The following is a 17,325-nucleotide window of genomic DNA, read 5'->3' on the forward strand; positions in this document are numbered from 1 at the left end:
AATAAAGATATGCAAGGACAAATTACACTATCTAAAAAAGAAAGGCATTATCAGTTTTTTTATTTGATACTGATGCTTGTGACTGCTATGATATTTCTGGGAATTCTCTTTTTGAAAGGTTTTGAATCCCCGTTTTCTGATGAAGATGTAAGAGGAATTCAGAATCTCGAACAAAAGGCCGAATTTGAGCAACACCAAAAAATCATTATTCCGATCATGGACAGTACTTATACCATGATTACCAAACTTACCGATGAAGCTCCACAGCCTTTTGTGGAAAATAATATCTTTGTAGGAGTGAATGATCTTAATGGCTATTTTAAAGGGCATGATATCGTTGATACCAGAAAAGATGCCTATCCGCAAATTGCCCGCTTCTACAAGATGTATTACGAAGATAAAAAGGTAATTTCAACCACTTCAGAAGATATCAAGAGATTTGAAAAGCAGGTAGAGGAGTGCAGAATTGGGTTTAAAGATAAGCAGGATAAGATTTATCAGCGTCAGAATGAGTTGAAAGCTCGCACCCAATAAACTAATAATGAATTTAGGAACTTTAAATAAAACACATCACAATTATTAACTATGAATTATTTTCAAAAAAACAAAAAGAACATTATTATCGGTGTTATTGCAACATTGCTCATCGCTGCTCTTGTTGCACTTTGGCTGCAGAAAAAAGTGATCCATTCTGCTGATGATATTGTTGGAGTAGTCTATCCATCTACATTGTCGGTAGGAGATACACTTTTATTTGAAGATAAAACCCAGTTTGCAAAAACCAAAAGATGGAATTTTGGAGACGGAACAACTTCTGATAAAAACAGTGGGATCCACTTCTATAATAAGCCTGGATATTACCAGGTAAGTTTGATCGTTGACAGTAAATACACTAAATCATTTCCTGTAATGGTGTCTGCAAGAAGCGTAAAGCAGGCTAAAGACACTACAAAGTCTAAGACCACTATTGAAGCTCAGACACAGGCCATGCAGAATGAGAATGTACAGTTCCGTGCCGTTTCCAATGCTACACAGTTTGCATGGAAATTTGGAGAAACAGGAAATACGGATGCTAAAGAAAAATTAGCCATCTATGCCTATAAAAAACCGGGAGACTATGTGGTTACCCTTTATACCGAAGAAAGCCAGGAACCTATCTACCACCGTATCAAAATTCTTCCTGCTTACAACTCTTTAGAACAGGAGGAAGTATCTGTAGAAGACTCTTATGCAAAAGTTGATAACGATTTCAAATATCATTTACAGCAGATTGCAAATGGAAACAGTTTCAATATGCACTACAATTACCTGTTGAAAACATACCTGTGTAACAATGAAAACACAGTGGTAAAAGTAAATGACAGTAAAGTAAATAACTTCTATATGTACTGTGCAGGTCTTCAGTTTGACAAAAATACTGTGATCCAGACCGTAAAGGTGAATTTAGATGATACACAGAATTGCGTAACGAAAGTAGATATAAACCAAAGCAAATAATACCGTCCGGTTCTTCGGATGTGCCAATCATAAAAAGATAAATAGGATGAAAAATAAATTTCCTCTAGCAGCATATTATATAGGGTTATCAGTATTGTTGACGAGTTGTCAGGTAAAACTGCCATCAAAGAAAACTCCTGAGCCTTCCCAATACGGAAAAGTAGATAATTCAACGGTTGTTAACGGCTATCCAAAAAAATCCGTTCCGTGGATCGTGATTTCGGACCGATCAAGAAATACGGCCTATCTGGATAAAGATGATGAAAAATCATATAAAGAAGTAAAATTTCTGGAGCCTTTAATGGTTCTGAAACATAGAGACGGAATGGTAAAAGTAGCGGAATACGTTCCGGATGCTTTAATGAAAAAAGTCTCATCAAAATCTATTAAAACATATGGCTGGATCCCTGAATCTGACCTGCTTTTATGGAACCACTCCCTGAAAAGCGAGAGAACCGGGTATCCTATAAGAGTGGCTGTAGTGCCTAATAACAGCGAGGTGATCAAGAGTGCTGAAAGATACTATAAAAATGACTCGATCATGGTGTTCAATTCACCGAGCCTTATTGAAACAGCTAATGTTAAGATCCCTAACGGACAGGTGGTGTATGTTTACAAGCAGGCTGAAAATAATAAAAGATTTCTGGTAGGTAAAAAACCATCTATAGATATAGACAGTATTGGAAAAGGCCTTTATGGATGGGTGAGCTCCAATGTGATTTCCACATGGGGTGAGCGTTCAGCAATTAAGCTTAAAAACCCGACAGGAATTAACGATACAGAACTGGGAGTACATGAAGGGTATCCCGGAGCATCAGGATCAGATGCGGAAAACAGAACCGCGATTCTTCTTACGGATGTAAACAAAAGAAAACCTTTAGAAAATATCTTCCCGGTGACTCTGCCTTTAAATGAAGCTCCAACCCCGGATTCCAAAACGAAATATTTTACAAATATCCTCGATTATAGTAAAAACTATGTCTTTAATGTTTTAGGGGAGCCTATTTATTTCGACCGTTACAGAGAAATTACAGACAGAGATAAAAATATCAATATTGTTTTTGCATTGGATATAAGTGCCGGAAATGCCCCTTATGCCCCTATTGTAAAATCATTATTGCAGGATCTTCAGCTTAGATTTGAAAAACCATCCTATTTCAATAACGTAAAATACGGTGTAGTTTTATATAAAAATAACCCTTGTGGGACCAATACTGCCGTTTCTAACCTAAGTCCTGATTACAGTAAGATTACAACGTTTATCGATCAGAAAACAAATGAGATGAACTGTGCAAGTAATAATGGCTATCAGCCGGTAGGAGAGGCCCTTTCTGCAGCAGGAAACCTTCTTTCCAACGTTCCTGATGAAACCAATATTGTAGTGACTGTAGGTACATCTGCTAACCAAAGCGGAAATATGTACAGTGTTATCGGTTCTCTTACTCAGGCTCAGGCAAGACTGATTATGTTCCAGACCAGTGCAAGATCTTCAGATACCTATAATGATTTTGTATTGATGGCAGAGAACATAGTGACCAATACCGCTAAAAATATTGCTGAGCTTAAAAAACAAAAGATCATTAACCAATCTGACGTTCTTACCAAGAACAACTTCAGCCTTGTAGAAGGTGATGAAGGATTCTTCTCCTTAGCTTATCCTAAACAGAGTATGTCTCAGGGATTTGTAATCTTCCCTAAAAAAGGAGATATTGCGACTCCTGGATTCCTGAAAAAATCAGTGGATAGTCTTATCGCGCAGGTAACTTTAGATAATCAGAATGTAGATAAGTCTCTGAATGATTACTTCCACTCTTCCGTAGGAGCAGGAAAAACAGATGTGGATTTGAAATATAAATATCTGTATCCGGGACTTACCAATCCTGTTTCTGCAGGAATTGCAGCACAGTTGATCAATTATGGAAATCCGTTCCTTGTGAAAGGATATCTGCCAAAAGAGTTGAAAGAGATTACTCCGAGTATAGAAAAAGGAATTCTTATTTCTGAATCGGAATATGATAATTTAAAAGCTTTCTATTCTGAAGTATACAGAAATACAGCTCCTGATAAACCGGATTTCAATCAGTCAAAAGCGATCAAGGAATATGTAAGATTGTTAAAGAAATACAATCCAACGATCAAATTCCTGGATAAAGGAGATCTTTATGAGTTACCAATGTCTTATGCAATTGGAATGAGCACAGGATTCGACCTTTCTGAGGAAGAGATCATGGCGAAGTACAAACTTAAAGGATGGAGAAAATCAAAAATTGTTCGTAATGAGACAGTAAGAAACTATTTCCATCACTATAAGGATCTGGCAGAAAGAATGCTGAACCACAGAAATAATCCTGCAGTAAAGATTCAGCAGAATGGACAAACGTTCTATTGGCTTAACGAGTTCTTTACTCCAACTATGGTTCCGACAGAAGCTCCGGAATACACTAAACATTAATTGTTAGTTTTAACATATAAAAAGCAGAAGTCATTTTACTTCTGCTTTTTTATTTGTGCCCCCAAAAAAAACTCTTTCTTAAGATTTTTTTTCTCCTGATTTAGGATCTTAAATCTCGAGAAAAATCCCCGAATTTTAAATTCATAATGCTGTTTATTTCTCACTTAAGTGTAAAAATATTTTTTTTCATGATTTGGAGATAAAATACAAAGTGCTTTATTATTGCTAGTTATGAGAGTGCTTGTAAATCCAAAGTCGTAGAATTACTACAAAAAGTCGTAGAACTACTACAATTTTTCAAATTTATGGTGAAAAGTTTTTTTTAGCGAAAAAGACCCTCTATATTTGCTAAACAATCACTGAATCACAAAATATTACTAACGATTAAAATTTACAAATCATGGCAGAAAGAAATTCAAGAGGGATTTTAAAATTCAACAACGGAGAAGGTCAGAAATTATTAAAAATGAACTACAGCGTATCAAGATCAACTGATGTATCAGGACGTGTAGCTTCAGACCCTTCTAACGCATTAATCAAAGTTACAGTAGAGGCTACTGAAAAATCAGACATCCTTGAAAGCTTACTGAACGGAAAGTATAAACCTACAGTGGGAGAAATTGTTTTCAACAAATCTCACGAAGAAGGAACATTAATCACTTTGAACTGGCAGAACGGATATGTGATCCAGCATCAGGTGGAATTTGATGCAATCGACAGCAACAGTATGTTTATCAGCTTTGTAATCAGTGCTGAAACTATTGACTATGGTACTTCTCAGTACGCTGGACTTTGGCCAACAAGCTAAAATTGTTACACATTATCAACATTCATACAAAGAAAGACTGTCCCTTATAAAGACGGTCTTTTTTGCCCTGTTATGAAAAATTATATTGATCAATTGTTGTCTATCTCACTGTTATGTTGATTATTTCGTAAAATACTACTATCTTTAATACTAAACTAAACACAAAGCATATGAAAACCGAAACAAAGACAAAGGGGTCTTCCTTCCGCCCTTCACAAAATGCTGATGGAATTTCTGAAAACCATCACGCAGGGATCAACCGGTTGGTAAAACTTTCCCTGGTTGTTGAGGGAAAAATTATAAAATATTACAAACATTTTACTCTTAAACAGAACTCTGGTAAGCATCACGAATTCAGTCTTGTCCTTGCACATGATGCATTGGGAGACCGTCAGAGCCATACCCTTGAAGAAGCGAATAAATTTTTAGGGAAACGCCTTACGGCAATCATTTCCTATAAAGATATTGATAACAGTCCCGAAAGAAATTTTGTAGGATTGATCACCAAAGTAGGCTTTAGCCAGGAAAAGATGAGCCTTGGCAATATTGTACTTTCCGGATACAGTCCAACGATTCTGTTGGACGGAGCTCCACATATTCAAAGCTTTGGCGGCGGACAGCCCGTTAATATGGGAATCATCGCCGAAGAAGTAATCAAACAGGGAATTGATAAAAGTCGTTTTGATATCAGAGTGGATACCAACGATTATTCTCAGATTATCTACAGCAGCCAGTACAACGAAACGCATTACAATTATCTGGCAAGAATGGCTGAAGCCTATGGCGAGCAATTTTACTATGATGGTGAAGTGCTTCACTTTGGTAAGCTTCCGCCTCAGAATAAACCTATAAAACTTATTTATGGCAGTAATGCTGATGACATTAGGGTAGAACTGAAAGCAGTTCATACCAAACCCCAATACTACGGTTATAACAGCAGTAAAAATGAAAAACTGACATCAGGTGAAACCCCTGTAAACCATTTAGGAGATCTTGCTAAAACCGCATACAGCCATAATGATAAAATCTATAAAACCCCGGCTCTTCAGGTAGCCCCTATCAAGGCATCTACCCATTTGGATGTAGAAAACTCTCAGAAAAGTACTTCTGGAAGTGAAGCCGTGAGTGTATTTTCAGTATCCGGTTCTACAACTGTACCCTTCCTTCATCCGGGATGTGTGGTAGATATCCACATGAGAAAGCCGGACAGCAATGAGACTTCTTACTTTACCAAAGTAATGGTTACAGAAGCTGTACACGAAATCGATACCATCGGTCACTATAAAGGAACCTTCGAATCTATTGCCGCAGATACGGGATTTTTACCCAAGCCTGAATTTATGGTTCCAGTAGCCCAGCCTCAGATTGCCACAGTAATCGCGAATGCAGATCCTGAAGGCCAGGGAAGAGTACAGGTAAGGTTCGACTGGCAAATGAATGATACTACTCATTTTGTAAGAGTCATGACGCCTGATGCGGGAGGAACTGATCAAATCACTCAAAACCGTGGGTATGTAGCGATTCCAGAAATAGGCGACCAGGTAATGGTCAACTTTGTCCACAGTCATCCTGACCGTCCATTCGTGATGGGAGGAATGTTCCATGGAGGAATTGGTTTGGGAGGCGGAATGGATAACCGTGTAAAATCCATCCAAACCAGAAGCGGACACCGAATTGTTTTCACAGAAGATGAAAGCATCATCATCACCGATAAAAGTGGTAATGAGATCCATCTGGATACTACGGGAAGCAATATCAATATTACCGCGCCGGAAACCATGACCCTGAATTGTAAGAATATGAACATCAACGTTGGGGAAAATATGACAACCACGGTGGGAATGAATAAATCTGCCAGTATCGGCTTAAACAATACAGAAAGTGTGGGCGCTATGAAGCTTACCTCAGTCATTGGAAATGCGAGTACGTTTATTACCGGAAAATTGACAGAGATTATAGAAGGTGATGTACATAGTGAAACGAAGAAAGGAAAAACCGTGGTAAATAGTGAAGGAGGAATAGAGACAAGTTCAAGTGGCTCTATTAATAGGCATGCACAAAATGAAGTTCAGAATAATAGTGGTGAAAGAAGTAAAAATTATTAATACCTTTAATTATGAGCAGAACAAGAATTGTAAAAGGTAAAATAACGGAAATTGTCGAGAACGATTATAATATTTTTTCTGAAAGCAATATTGTAGATAATGCCGCTGAAATGGTTACTGACAAAGGGGAGCGGAATGGTGTAATTTATGGAAAGACTAAAACATTTGAAGGTTTAGGAACTAAATCATGTGATTATATTCCACCATCTGTAGGAAAAGGAAGTTGTAATTATTATGTGGATCGTTTCAAAAATTTTATGAAGCGACATACTGATTGTCTGCATACCCCACCTGTATATTATTATGGTCCTTTAAGAGATATAAAGGAAAAAGGTAAATTGTCTGAATATGAAAAAGCAGTCATACGTCTGAAAGTATTGGCACAGATGAAACTCAGTATATTTGGAAATGTAGATGGGCATGTAGAAATAGACGCAGCCGAGAAGAAAAGATTGCAGGAAGACAACGCATTGCCTCAGTATACTAAAGGGAATAAAAACGTAATCCCAACACCAAATGGAAGCTACGGCTATAAATATTGTACATCTTTTACCAATGAACTGATGCCGAGACTAACTAAAGCCGGACAGGCTTGGTTAAATCAAGCAAAAATGGATTTACAAACCTATATGGAACAAGGGGTGGTTGATAAGTATTATATTTCTAAATATAATACTACATATAATATTAAAAATAATTTAACTAAATCAAATGGAGTAACTCCATTTGAGCCAAAAACAAAAATAAACTTATTTTATAACAATATAGAATTGAATAATACAAAATTTCAAAGCTTTGCCTTTGCTACTCATCCAGATGCATACAATCCAAAAAAAATGTCAATTTTGCCTGTACAAGATTTATTTAGAATATTATTGACTCCTGATATGAAGGAGTGGATGGGGAAAGAGACTTGGGAGCAAGCTTGGACCATGGCAAAAAATATGGACTACGGAAGTGTAACTAAAGCTTCTTGGGAAGAATTAAAAAAAGACACAAAAGAGTCGCTAGAAAGTGCAGGAAATAAATTAAAAAGTTATTGGGATGAAATTTTTAAATAGAATAATTGCAATATGCATCTTGATAGTATCCATAAGTATGAACTCATGCCAAAATAATAACGGACCAAAAATGGATTGGAAAATAATAGATTTTAATAAAATACCAAGAGAGACTAAAGTTGACACTTATTTTGATGCACTCACTCGGTATGAATTCAATCAAATAATTAATTACAATAAAAATATTTTCTTTCTACTGGGAGACGATAGCGGAGAAAATAAGAAAGATAAAAATTCTGTAATTTATAGTAGCTTAGATTATGGAACCACCTTTCATAAAACTTCTTTAGGAAAAGGTACAATAAGAGAAGGTTTCTTTGTAGAAAAAAAAATGTTTGTTGTATTGGATGATACCATAAATATTGATGGTATAAATAAGCCAAATAGTACTTTATTTACCTCTAAAGATTTTGGCAAAACTTGGGTGAAAATTAAAACGTTTGAAGGTGAAGATTTGTATAATGTGAATTTTTATACTGAAAAAGTAGGAATAGTTTGTCTTTCAAAGGAGAAATCAAGATATTTATTTACAACAGATGGAGGGGAAAATTGGAAGGATTTTGAGCCTGATTCTGACCAATTTGATTTAGGTTATATTTTTAAAACAGAAAATAAAATCATATTCGTAGAAAATAATAGTATTGTAGAATATGATTTAATTTCAAAAGAAAAGAAACAGATAAAACAGATGAAAATTCCTGAAGGAATGAAAATAGAAGACCTTAAAAAAGATATAAAAACGGGAGAAATATTTGTTACTCTAGTAAGTAATGATTATACTGAAAAAAAGATATCATTATACTATGTAAATAATGATGAATTGGTTAATCTTCCTAATGGCTATTATGTTAATACTTATGGCAATTATTATTTTACAGAATTATATAATACTCCTTATTCATACTATGTATGGAGCGAAGATAGAGGGAAAACCTGGCACAAAGAAAAATTGGAAGACTTTTTTATTGACCCCCGTCCAATAGGTTATGCAGAAGATGGCTATATCTATATGATAGCAGCCATGTTTAAAGGTAATCAAGACGAAAGAGGAGCGAGATTAGTTATTGGGCATCCCAAGAAGTAATTATCATGATATTGAATAAAATTTTATTATACGTTTCCATGTTTATTTTGGTAATAAACACTAGTTCTTGTCAAACCAAAAACGAACCAAAAATGGATTGGAAAATAATAGATTTTAATAAAATACCGGGAGAAAAACCTTTTAATACTTACTTTGATGCATTAAGTAGGTATAAATTTAACCAAATAATTACCTATAATAAAGATATTTTTTTCTTATTAGGAAGCGATGGGGCAGAAAATCCTGATAATGAAAACTCTATAATATACAGAAGTTTAGATTTTGGTAAGACTTTTCATAAAACAACTTTAGGTAAAGGAAAAATATCTGAAGGATATTTTACTGGGAAAAACTTATTTGTGGTTTTGGAAGACCGAAATTATGTTGATGGGTTAAGTCAAATATCTTCCTCTCTTTTTATTTCCAAAGATTTTGGAGAAACATGGCTAGAAATTGGAGGTTTTGATGAAAGTGTAAGTAGAATTAATTTTTACTCAGAAAAAATAGGAATAGCTTCTTTTTTTAAGGAAGTTAAATATGGTGAAGGAAAAGAAGAATATCGTTATACCATAGATGGAGGAAAAACATGGATTACATTTGAAATTAATAACGAAGATTTTGATCCCAGTACAAATTGCATGTTCAGAACAAACAGTGTTATTTGGTTTATTAGTGATAATAGTCTGATTTCATATAATTTGATTACGAAAGAATTAAAAACAGAAAGAAAACTTCCTGTTCCTCAAGGAATGAAAGCTGATGTTATAGACAAAGATGGAAAAACAGGAAATCCTATTAGCTTTTTCGGATATGATGATAATGATGAAAAAGGAGAAATGTACTATATTCTTGAAGATAAACATGTGGCAATAAATAATGGTTTTGGATATGTTTATGGTAATTTTATGTACAAGTTTATTGAAGGAAAACCTTATTCAAGTTATATGTGGAGTGAAAATCTTGGGAAAACATGGCAAATAGAAAACATGGAAGATTTCTTTCCAGATCCCATACCTATTGGCTATTCTCAAGACGGTTATATTTATATGATTGTAGCAATGTTTAAAGGAAGCGAGGAAGAAAGAGGTACAAGATTAGTTATTGGGCACCCCAAGAAGTAATTATAATGATATTGAATAAAATTTTATTATGTATTTCCATGTTTATTTTGACAATAAATACAAACTCATGTCAAACCAAAACAGAAAAAATGGATTGGGAAAATAATAGATTTTAATAAAATACCTAGAGAAAAACCTTTTATTACTTACTTTGATACATTAAGTAGGTATAAATTTAACCAAATAATTATCTATAATAAAGATGTTTTTTTCTTACTAGGAAAGAACAAGTTTCTATAAAAAAGAATTCACAAAATTATGTACAAATAAAAGATATTCTATATAAAGATAATAAAGGAAATTTTTATTTTAAAACAGTTTCTCATGGTGATATATCTGAAGGTATTAAACCTGAAGATATTTATATAGATGAAATAACTTTTGATACTGGTAAAATAGAAGAACTAAAAAATAGTATTGATACTATTTCATTTAGAAGGCTTAATTATATCTACTATAAGGATAATAATCATGTTTTTGTAGAAAATCCTATGGCTTATGGTTCAACTTTTATGATTGTCAGTGATGCCGATAGTAAAACTTTTAAGAGCTTAGATGATAGTTACTACGCAATAGATAATAAAAATTGTTATTACAGAGGAAATATTATAAAAAAAGTTCTACAATGAATGTTATATCATATGAGAATCAGGTGGACAATGAAACTATGAAAGCCTACAAAGAGAAGCTTATTGGAAAAGGGAAAAGCTATGAAGGTGGAATTATTATTTTATGTGATTTTGAAGCTGATGATGAGAATACTGGGGCGTATAGTAGAACTTCACCTTTGGATCATTATATGTTAATGGTGTATTCTACCAATATTGATTCTAAAGATACTTATGCACATGAAATTGGTCACATGCTTGGGCTACCTCACTTATTTTTTGGTGTAAAAGAAAAAGATGCATATAAAAACGCAAGAGAGGATATTTTGGGAAATGAGCAATTAGAGAAAAATACTGATGGATCAAAAAATGATAATTATAAAGCTGGAATAAATAAAGATATATTAGTTGCTAAAAGTAAAGATACTTACTATATTATGAGTAAATTTTATTCTAATAAAAAATCCTTAACAACATATTTGAATAACTTTATTGCATCTTATCAAGAGAAACTAAAAACGGTAAACTACACAGAGGCAGCAAAAAAAAATATTAATAAAGAAATTTCAGAAAACGAAAGAGCTTTAAGAAAGCTATTAAGTGTTAGTGATTGTAGTTATAAAGAATATGAATTAGATTGTTATTTTTTTAAAAATGATTATGTTAAATTTCTGGAAGAAAAAAAACAATATTTGAACGAGGTTTTGGAACAAATGGAATTGAGCATTTTATTATACAAACAGAATACTACCCATAATATTATGGATTATTATAATTCTAGATTACGATTCAATCATAACCAAATTAAAATAATGCGAGATGATTCCAAAAATTTTCTGGAAGAATTTTGTAAATGTAAAGCACCTGTTAAAAAGAAATAAATGAAATATACTTTTGTTTTTTTAGTTTTATTAACTTCTTGTAGTTTATTCAAGAAAAAATATGTTGATCATGAACCGCCAACGATGATTAGAAGTAGTATTATGAACCCAAATACTTTCTTTAAATATAATTTGGATTTTCCTGAGAAAAAGATAAAAGAAGATAAAGATGTTAATGTTGAGGATAAATTTGCAGAAGGGGGAGAACGTTTTGGGAGAATTATAAAAGGGAAAAAAGAAGGTAAATGGTTAAGCGGCGATGCTGATTTTGATCAAAACGGAAATGTCTATGCCAAAGGCAAAATCTGGAGAGAGGAAAATTTTAAAGACGGATTAAGAGATGGTGTCTATAAGCGCTTTGATAATAATGGTAAAGTCATTTACGAAACCACTTTCAAAAAAGGAACAGGTCTTTGGAAAGAATTCCACAGCAATGGAAAATTGTATTTTGAAATGTATACCAAAGAAGGATACTTCACTGATACTTTGAGATTGCACGATGACAACGGAAAGATTGTAGGTAAAAGATTATATAAGAAAGATTCCTTGGTATACAGTGAAGGATTACCTTGTTTTCCTTATCGACCGGAGAGTGTTCCAAGCGATTAATGAATTTTTATTCAACTATGGGAAAAGACTATGAGAATTATTAATTATATTTCTATTCTTGTTAATTTCATGTAGAACTAAGAAGAATATAGTATCAATGGATCCCTTTCCTTGTGTCAAAATGGTATACCCTTTTGATAAAAAACAATATATTTTTTATAATTGGTATAAGATGAAATATTCTATCTGTGAAGTAAGTCGTTTTAAAATAAGGGTATATCAAAGTTTTAGCCTATCTTAATTTTCAACATTTATGAATATTTCCAAATCAAAAAATATACGTTTAATCGGGCTTGTATTAATATGTTGTGCTCCTGGTATTGCCTGTCATTCCAACAATCCTAAAATAGAGGAAAATAATAAGGTGGCAGAAGTATTTAACAATACAGAGCTTTATCCGGACCAAAAAACAGCCTATATTAAAAAAGAAAATGCGATTCTGTTTTATTCTCCAACTTCAGACCATAAGCTGTATCTGGAAACCAACCTGAAGACGCACACTCTTACCATACACGAACCTGACTTACTGAATCTTACCGGATTATTAAAAATTAATAATTTCAGATACATTTTTCCAAAGAAATATACAGACCATTACCTGTTTCCTTTAGGAACTGTAGGGACGGGTGGCGGAGACTTTGCAACCTTGATAGAAGTCAATGAATTAGGTCTGATTAAAACCATAGAAAGAAATTTTCCGGAAGGCAAAGACAAATACCTTTATCAGTACAACAAATACGGGCAGCTCTTGAAACTGATTGAAGATAAGCTGCTCGATAAAGTAGTGTTGGAGAACAGATATGATGAAAAGGCGAGGCTTATCTTTCAGAAAAAAAATGATGAGAGCTATGAATCGGAAAGAAACCTGGTTTACAGTAAAAACAATCAGATACAGAAAGAAACAATCTGGCAAAAAGAAGTAGCACCCAATGGAAACGTAATTAAGGATGACATAAAAACATTTCTCTATGCGTATAATAATCAGGGACAACTGATAAAAAAATATACCCCAGACCGGAATGATGTTATTGAATATACTTATAACAGTGAGCATCAACTGACCGGTATCCTTGAATATTCAGGAACCATAAGCACAGATGATCCTCAAAAAATAGTCAATCATTTTGTTAAAAAAACATATGCTTATCTTAAAGATGAAGTTATTGAAGAAGTCACGAATGAATACAATATTGTAAATTCCTCTGTTTTAATGAACGGAAAATGGAAAACAATATCCATTGAAGAACAAAAGAAGCAGGCATGGGGAAACCTGAAAAACCAATCCGCAATTCCTTTACAGAGTACTGAAATAAAATATTCTTATCAGCCTGCCGAAATCAATATAATAATCAATAAATACCACATTTATACAAACTATAACGGAAAAAAAGGTCCAACCAGACAACTTGTTGATTCAGATTCCATAAAATACAGACCAGATCATACAGGCAGGATCATTAAAAAAGAAACCTATAATCACGATACAAAAGAAATGGAGGTACAGAAACTTTTCTATTGAAAATATGGGATTATTACGGATTCCTTTAAGATAAAAATATTGATTATATTGTACCACTTATTAAGGAAACCCCTTAATTCTCATAAAACTAATACCATGTTATTAAATTAAACGTTAATGAATAAGATCACAGATCATCTGAAATATTTTTCAAAACTATCGGCTGTATTTATCTTCAGTTTATTTAAAATTTATGCCATAGGAATTCTTTCAACCGTCATTACTTTCTGTTTGGGAATCTATATTATGGCTGAAAGTTTAGGTTCATCATTAGGACATAGTGGAGCTCTTGCATTTCTGATAGCAACAGTGATGGCAAAACCGGTTTCTGCAGGTCTTTTCTACCTGTTAATGATTGCAGCACCATTTTGTATTGGTATTTTTTCTACAAAATATGGGATGGCGAGGATCATCAGCAGGCTTGTACAGGATCATTCCAAAACGATTTTGGTTCCCTTTATCGATAAGATTATTAATAAGATTAAAAACAACGAGCCGGTGGTAGTCCGTAACAGTACAGATTATGCCTTGGCAAAAGTCAGGCTCTTGAATGAATTTAAAAACAGTTCAGAAAATAAAATACTTAAACGTGTGATAGGATACGCACTGAATAAAGTGAAATTTGATGAGCTGAACCTGGGAGACGAAAATCTCGACTTTTATGATATCATCAAAACCACACTGATCGAAAAATTGCACGAACTGGCAGAACCTTCAGCTATGTTGTTTTATATCTATATCGGACTTCAGTGGGTAAGTCTTATCCTGTTATATTTTTTAAAGATATAAGGAAAATAGAACTTTGATAACAAAAATCCGGGATTTTAGAACAGGACTGAGAAAGGGTTAAAGATAAAAAAAACCGGTTATTACTTCTCTAATTGAAGAATTAACTATCTTTATCACATTTAGAATAAAATATTTAATTTTAGCAAAATAAAGAACCGCTTTGATTCCTGAACCATCAGTGATGAAAAGTAAAGGTTCAAAAATAGAAAAAACATCAAATCATCTCGTAAAAATAGAAAACAGAACGCAAATATTAATATAAGAAAAATTATAAATGGGAGTACTAGTAACCAACGAAACAGTAAAGCAGCTATTTCATATTGCTCAGTCGATAGCGAGGGAAAATTATAATGGCACTTATGGAGGTCCGCATATTTTGCAGGCTCTGATGCATAAAGATATTGGTCTTAATGAATTTTTAAAAAGCATAGACAAAGATCCCGGCTATTTCTACGAATGGGCAGATGTACGTATTGAGGAATATCCTAAAACCAGCCATCTACCTGATGAGGTAGGTCAGGATGAAGCCATGGATACACTTATAGAAGAAGCTGATGATATCCGTTTAAAACTGGGACTGGATGAGATCACTCCGATCTGTATCCTTACCGCTATTGTAAAACCTCAGGTAGTATTTTCACTTCAGCAATTGAAGTCTTTGCCATTGAGAGAACATGATATCTTTAATTTATATAGAAAAGATACTCCGTTTACAGTTTCTGAAGACGGTGACTTTTCATCATTATTTTCCAACGGATCAGACTTTGCAGATGCGTCTCTTCCATCCATTAAAAGCTATTGCGTAGACAGAACAGCACAGGCCAGAAAAGGTGACCTTGAAAACATTATCGGTAGAGATAAAGAGCTGAGAATGTTAGTAGAGATTCTTTGCCGAAGAAGTAAACCCAATGTAATAATCATCGGAGAACCTGGAGTTGGGAAAACAGCCTTGGTAGAAGGATTCGCTATAGAAATTACTAAAGGGAACGTTCCGGAAATGCTTAAAAACGGAACCCTTTTAGAACTGGACACCGGAGCATTATTAGCAGGAACATCTTATAAAGGTGAAATAGAAGACCGTCTGAAAAAAGTCATCACCGAGTGTAAGAAAATTGAAAAAGCGATTCTTTTCATTGATGAAATTCATACCCTTTTAGATCCGAAAGGAAGCATCGGAAATGTGGCTAATCTTCTGAAACCTGAATTGGCAAGAGGAGAAATTACCGTAATCGGAGCAACTACTCAGGAAGAATACAGAAAAATTATTGAACCGGAACAGGCTTTCAACCGTCGTTTTGAGGTTCTGACTGTAAACGAACCGGATGAGCAGACTTGTGTAAAAATGATTGACGTTCTTCTTGAAGGCTACAAAAAGCACCACGGCATTGAAGTTGAAAAAACAGCCATTCCGGAATGTGTACGTTTAGCGAAAAGATATGCAAAAGGTAAAAAATTACCGGATGCTGCCATCGATTTGTTAGACAGAACCATGGCAGCGATCAAAATGCTGGACGAACTTTCTGAAAAAGAACTGGACAGCTGGAAAGAAAGCTATGATGCTGTTTTAAAAGAAGAATACCTTGACAATAAAGATAAGGCAGATGAGCTAATCTGGACTTATAATCTATTGAGAGATAAAATAAGCCCTATTTTATGGGGATCATTGAATGAGCAGCCTGCTCTTGATAATTCAATGCCGGTAGATCAGATCCAGAAGATCATAGAAGATACCTATGCAGAGCTTTTACAGCATGCTGCTAAAAAAAGAGAAAAAGTAGACCGTTTGGAACTTGCTGCTGTAATGGCTGCTAAAACTAATATTCCGATCGGGAAAATCCAGGCTCAGGAAAAAGAAAAGCTTCTGAATATGGAATCCCTTCTATTGAATAGGGTAGTAGGGCAGGATCATGCATTAAAGATCCTTTCCGATGCTATTGTTGAAAACCGAAGCGGATTAAACAAACCGGGACAGCCAATTGGATCTTTCTTCCTGTTAGGACCTACTGGAACCGGAAAAACAGAACTTGCCAAATCAATGGCAGAACTATTGTTCAACGATGAAAAGGCAATGGTTCGTTTCGATATGTCGGAATTTAAAGAAGAACATTCAGCTGCATTATTATACGGAGCGCCTCCAGGATATGTAGGATACGAAGAAGGAGGGATGTTGGTTAATAAAATCAGACAGCAGCCGTATACCGTTGTTTTATTTGACGAAATTGAAAAAGCCCACCACTCTGTATTTGATGTATTCCTTCAGATCATGGACGAAGGAAAAGTACATGATAAACTTGGAAAAGAAGGAGACTTCAGCAATGCTTTGATTCTATTCACCTCCAATATCGGAAGCGAAGAAATCGTAAAGCAGTTTGAAGAAGGAAAAATTCCTGAATCATCTTCACTGATGCAGATCATGTCAAGTTCAGGAAGATTCAGACCTGAATTTTTAGCCAGAATTACAGAGATTATTCCTTTTGCACCGATTACGGAATCTATCGCAGAAAGAATTTTCAATATTCAGCTGAAATCACTTCATACCTCATTAACGAGACTGGGAATTGCTCTAAAGATCACTGATGAGGCCGTGAAAAATCTTGCTCTTGGGGGATTCAGCAGTAAATATGGAGCCAGACAGATTTCCGGAGTTATTCGTTCGCAGCTGGCGAGACCTATTTCCAAAATGATCGTAAGGGAAGAAGTGAAAACCGGACAAACCATTCATGTAGACTGGAATAAAGAAGAAGAAAAACTAAGCTGGAAAGTAGATTAATAAGAAAGTAAATAGCAAAAA

General features: G+C 34.3%; 14 protein-coding genes. All 14 read left to right on the plus strand.

The window, feature by feature from the left end:
* Positions 1-9: 9 nt before the first annotated feature.
* Positions 10-534, plus strand: a complete 525-nt coding sequence (locus M2372_RS22425; RefSeq protein WP_115973814.1) for a type VI secretion system transmembrane protein TssO — start codon at positions 10-12, stop codon at positions 532-534.
* A 51-nt stretch (positions 535-585) separates the two neighbouring features.
* Entirely contained in the window at positions 586-1,497 is a 912-nt protein-coding gene (locus M2372_RS22430; RefSeq protein WP_115973813.1) for a PKD domain-containing protein, read from the plus strand.
* A gap of 46 nt (positions 1,498-1,543) precedes the next feature.
* Positions 1,544-3,949: a type VI secretion system protein TssR domain-containing protein gene (tssR, locus tag M2372_RS22435; protein WP_123321310.1), complete on the plus strand. Its 2,406-nt coding sequence runs from the start codon at positions 1,544-1,546 to the stop codon at positions 3,947-3,949.
* 400 nt (positions 3,950-4,349) lie between these two features.
* Entirely contained in the window at positions 4,350-4,757 is a 408-nt protein-coding gene (gene tssD, locus M2372_RS22440) for a type VI secretion system tube protein TssD (RefSeq protein ID WP_115973811.1), read from the plus strand.
* A gap of 170 nt (positions 4,758-4,927) precedes the next feature.
* Entirely contained in the window at positions 4,928-6,862 is a 1,935-nt protein-coding gene (locus tag M2372_RS22445) for a type VI secretion system Vgr family protein (RefSeq protein WP_123321309.1), read from the plus strand.
* Positions 6,863-6,873: 11 nt separating this feature from the next.
* Positions 6,874-7,923 carry a hypothetical protein gene (locus M2372_RS22450; protein ID WP_123321308.1) on the plus strand — a complete coding sequence of 350 codons (1,050 nt, stop codon included), beginning with the start codon at positions 6,874-6,876 and terminating at the stop codon, positions 7,921-7,923.
* On the plus strand, positions 7,907-9,007 hold the full coding sequence (locus M2372_RS22455; protein WP_123321307.1) for a hypothetical protein: 1,101 nt from the start codon (positions 7,907-7,909) through the stop codon (positions 9,005-9,007). Before M2372_RS22450 ends, M2372_RS22455 begins: the two co-directional genes overlap by 17 nt.
* Before the next feature lie 92 nt (positions 9,008-9,099).
* Positions 9,100-10,128: a hypothetical protein gene (locus M2372_RS22460; protein ID WP_185018944.1), complete on the plus strand. Its 1,029-nt coding sequence runs from the start codon at positions 9,100-9,102 to the stop codon at positions 10,126-10,128.
* Positions 10,129-10,640: 512 nt separating this feature from the next.
* A complete protein-coding gene (locus M2372_RS25685; RefSeq protein ID WP_409013151.1) occupies positions 10,641-10,757 on the plus strand; it encodes a DKNYY domain-containing protein in 117 nt (38 codons plus the stop codon).
* Entirely contained in the window at positions 10,754-11,617 is an 864-nt protein-coding gene (locus M2372_RS22465) for a hypothetical protein (protein ID WP_123321304.1), read from the plus strand. Before M2372_RS25685 ends, M2372_RS22465 begins: the two co-directional genes overlap by 4 nt.
* A complete protein-coding gene (locus M2372_RS22470) occupies positions 11,618-12,226 on the plus strand; it encodes a toxin-antitoxin system YwqK family antitoxin (protein WP_123321303.1) in 609 nt (202 codons plus the stop codon).
* Between the two features lie 253 nt (positions 12,227-12,479).
* On the plus strand, positions 12,480-13,745 hold the full coding sequence (locus M2372_RS22475; RefSeq protein WP_123321302.1) for a hypothetical protein: 1,266 nt from the start codon (positions 12,480-12,482) through the stop codon (positions 13,743-13,745).
* Between the two features lie 117 nt (positions 13,746-13,862).
* Positions 13,863-14,534 (plus strand): hypothetical protein, encoded by a 672-nt coding sequence (locus M2372_RS22480; RefSeq protein WP_115973955.1) that lies wholly within the window; start codon positions 13,863-13,865, stop codon positions 14,532-14,534.
* A 274-nt stretch (positions 14,535-14,808) separates the two neighbouring features.
* A complete protein-coding gene (locus M2372_RS22485; RefSeq protein WP_123321301.1) occupies positions 14,809-17,304 on the plus strand; it encodes an ATP-dependent Clp protease ATP-binding subunit in 2,496 nt (831 codons plus the stop codon).
* The last annotated feature ends 21 nt before the right edge of the window (positions 17,305-17,325 follow it).

The sequence above is a fragment of the Chryseobacterium sp. BIGb0232 genome, from assembly GCF_024810195.1.
GTDB classification, from domain to species: Bacteria; Bacteroidota; Bacteroidia; order Flavobacteriales; family Weeksellaceae; genus Chryseobacterium; species Chryseobacterium pennae.

What these genes read in the sequence shown, in the direction of transcription:
- M2372_RS22425 (WP_115973814.1), top strand. Translation starts at nt 10, where the DNA reads ATGCAAGGACAAATTACACTATCTAAAAAAGAAAGGCATTATCAGTTT.
- M2372_RS22430 (WP_115973813.1), top strand. Translation starts at nt 586, where the DNA reads ATGAATTATTTTCAAAAAAACAAAAAGAACATTATTATCGGTGTTATT.
- tssR (WP_123321310.1), top strand. Translation starts at nt 1,544, where the DNA reads ATGAAAAATAAATTTCCTCTAGCAGCATATTATATAGGGTTATCAGTA.
- tssD (WP_115973811.1), top strand. Translation starts at nt 4,350, where the DNA reads ATGGCAGAAAGAAATTCAAGAGGGATTTTAAAATTCAACAACGGAGAA.
- M2372_RS22445 (WP_123321309.1), top strand. Translation starts at nt 4,928, where the DNA reads ATGAAAACCGAAACAAAGACAAAGGGGTCTTCCTTCCGCCCTTCACAA.
- M2372_RS22450 (WP_123321308.1), top strand. Translation starts at nt 6,874, where the DNA reads ATGAGCAGAACAAGAATTGTAAAAGGTAAAATAACGGAAATTGTCGAG.
- M2372_RS22455 (WP_123321307.1), top strand. Translation starts at nt 7,907, where the DNA reads ATGAAATTTTTAAATAGAATAATTGCAATATGCATCTTGATAGTATCC.
- M2372_RS22460 (WP_185018944.1), top strand. Translation starts at nt 9,100, where the DNA reads ATGGATTGGAAAATAATAGATTTTAATAAAATACCGGGAGAAAAACCT.
- M2372_RS25685 (WP_409013151.1), top strand. Translation starts at nt 10,641, where the DNA reads ATGATTGTCAGTGATGCCGATAGTAAAACTTTTAAGAGCTTAGATGAT.
- M2372_RS22465 (WP_123321304.1), top strand. Translation starts at nt 10,754, where the DNA reads ATGAATGTTATATCATATGAGAATCAGGTGGACAATGAAACTATGAAA.
- M2372_RS22470 (WP_123321303.1), top strand. Translation starts at nt 11,618, where the DNA reads ATGAAATATACTTTTGTTTTTTTAGTTTTATTAACTTCTTGTAGTTTA.
- M2372_RS22475 (WP_123321302.1), top strand. Translation starts at nt 12,480, where the DNA reads ATGAATATTTCCAAATCAAAAAATATACGTTTAATCGGGCTTGTATTA.
- M2372_RS22480 (WP_115973955.1), top strand. Translation starts at nt 13,863, where the DNA reads ATGAATAAGATCACAGATCATCTGAAATATTTTTCAAAACTATCGGCT.
- M2372_RS22485 (WP_123321301.1), top strand. Translation starts at nt 14,809, where the DNA reads ATGGGAGTACTAGTAACCAACGAAACAGTAAAGCAGCTATTTCATATT.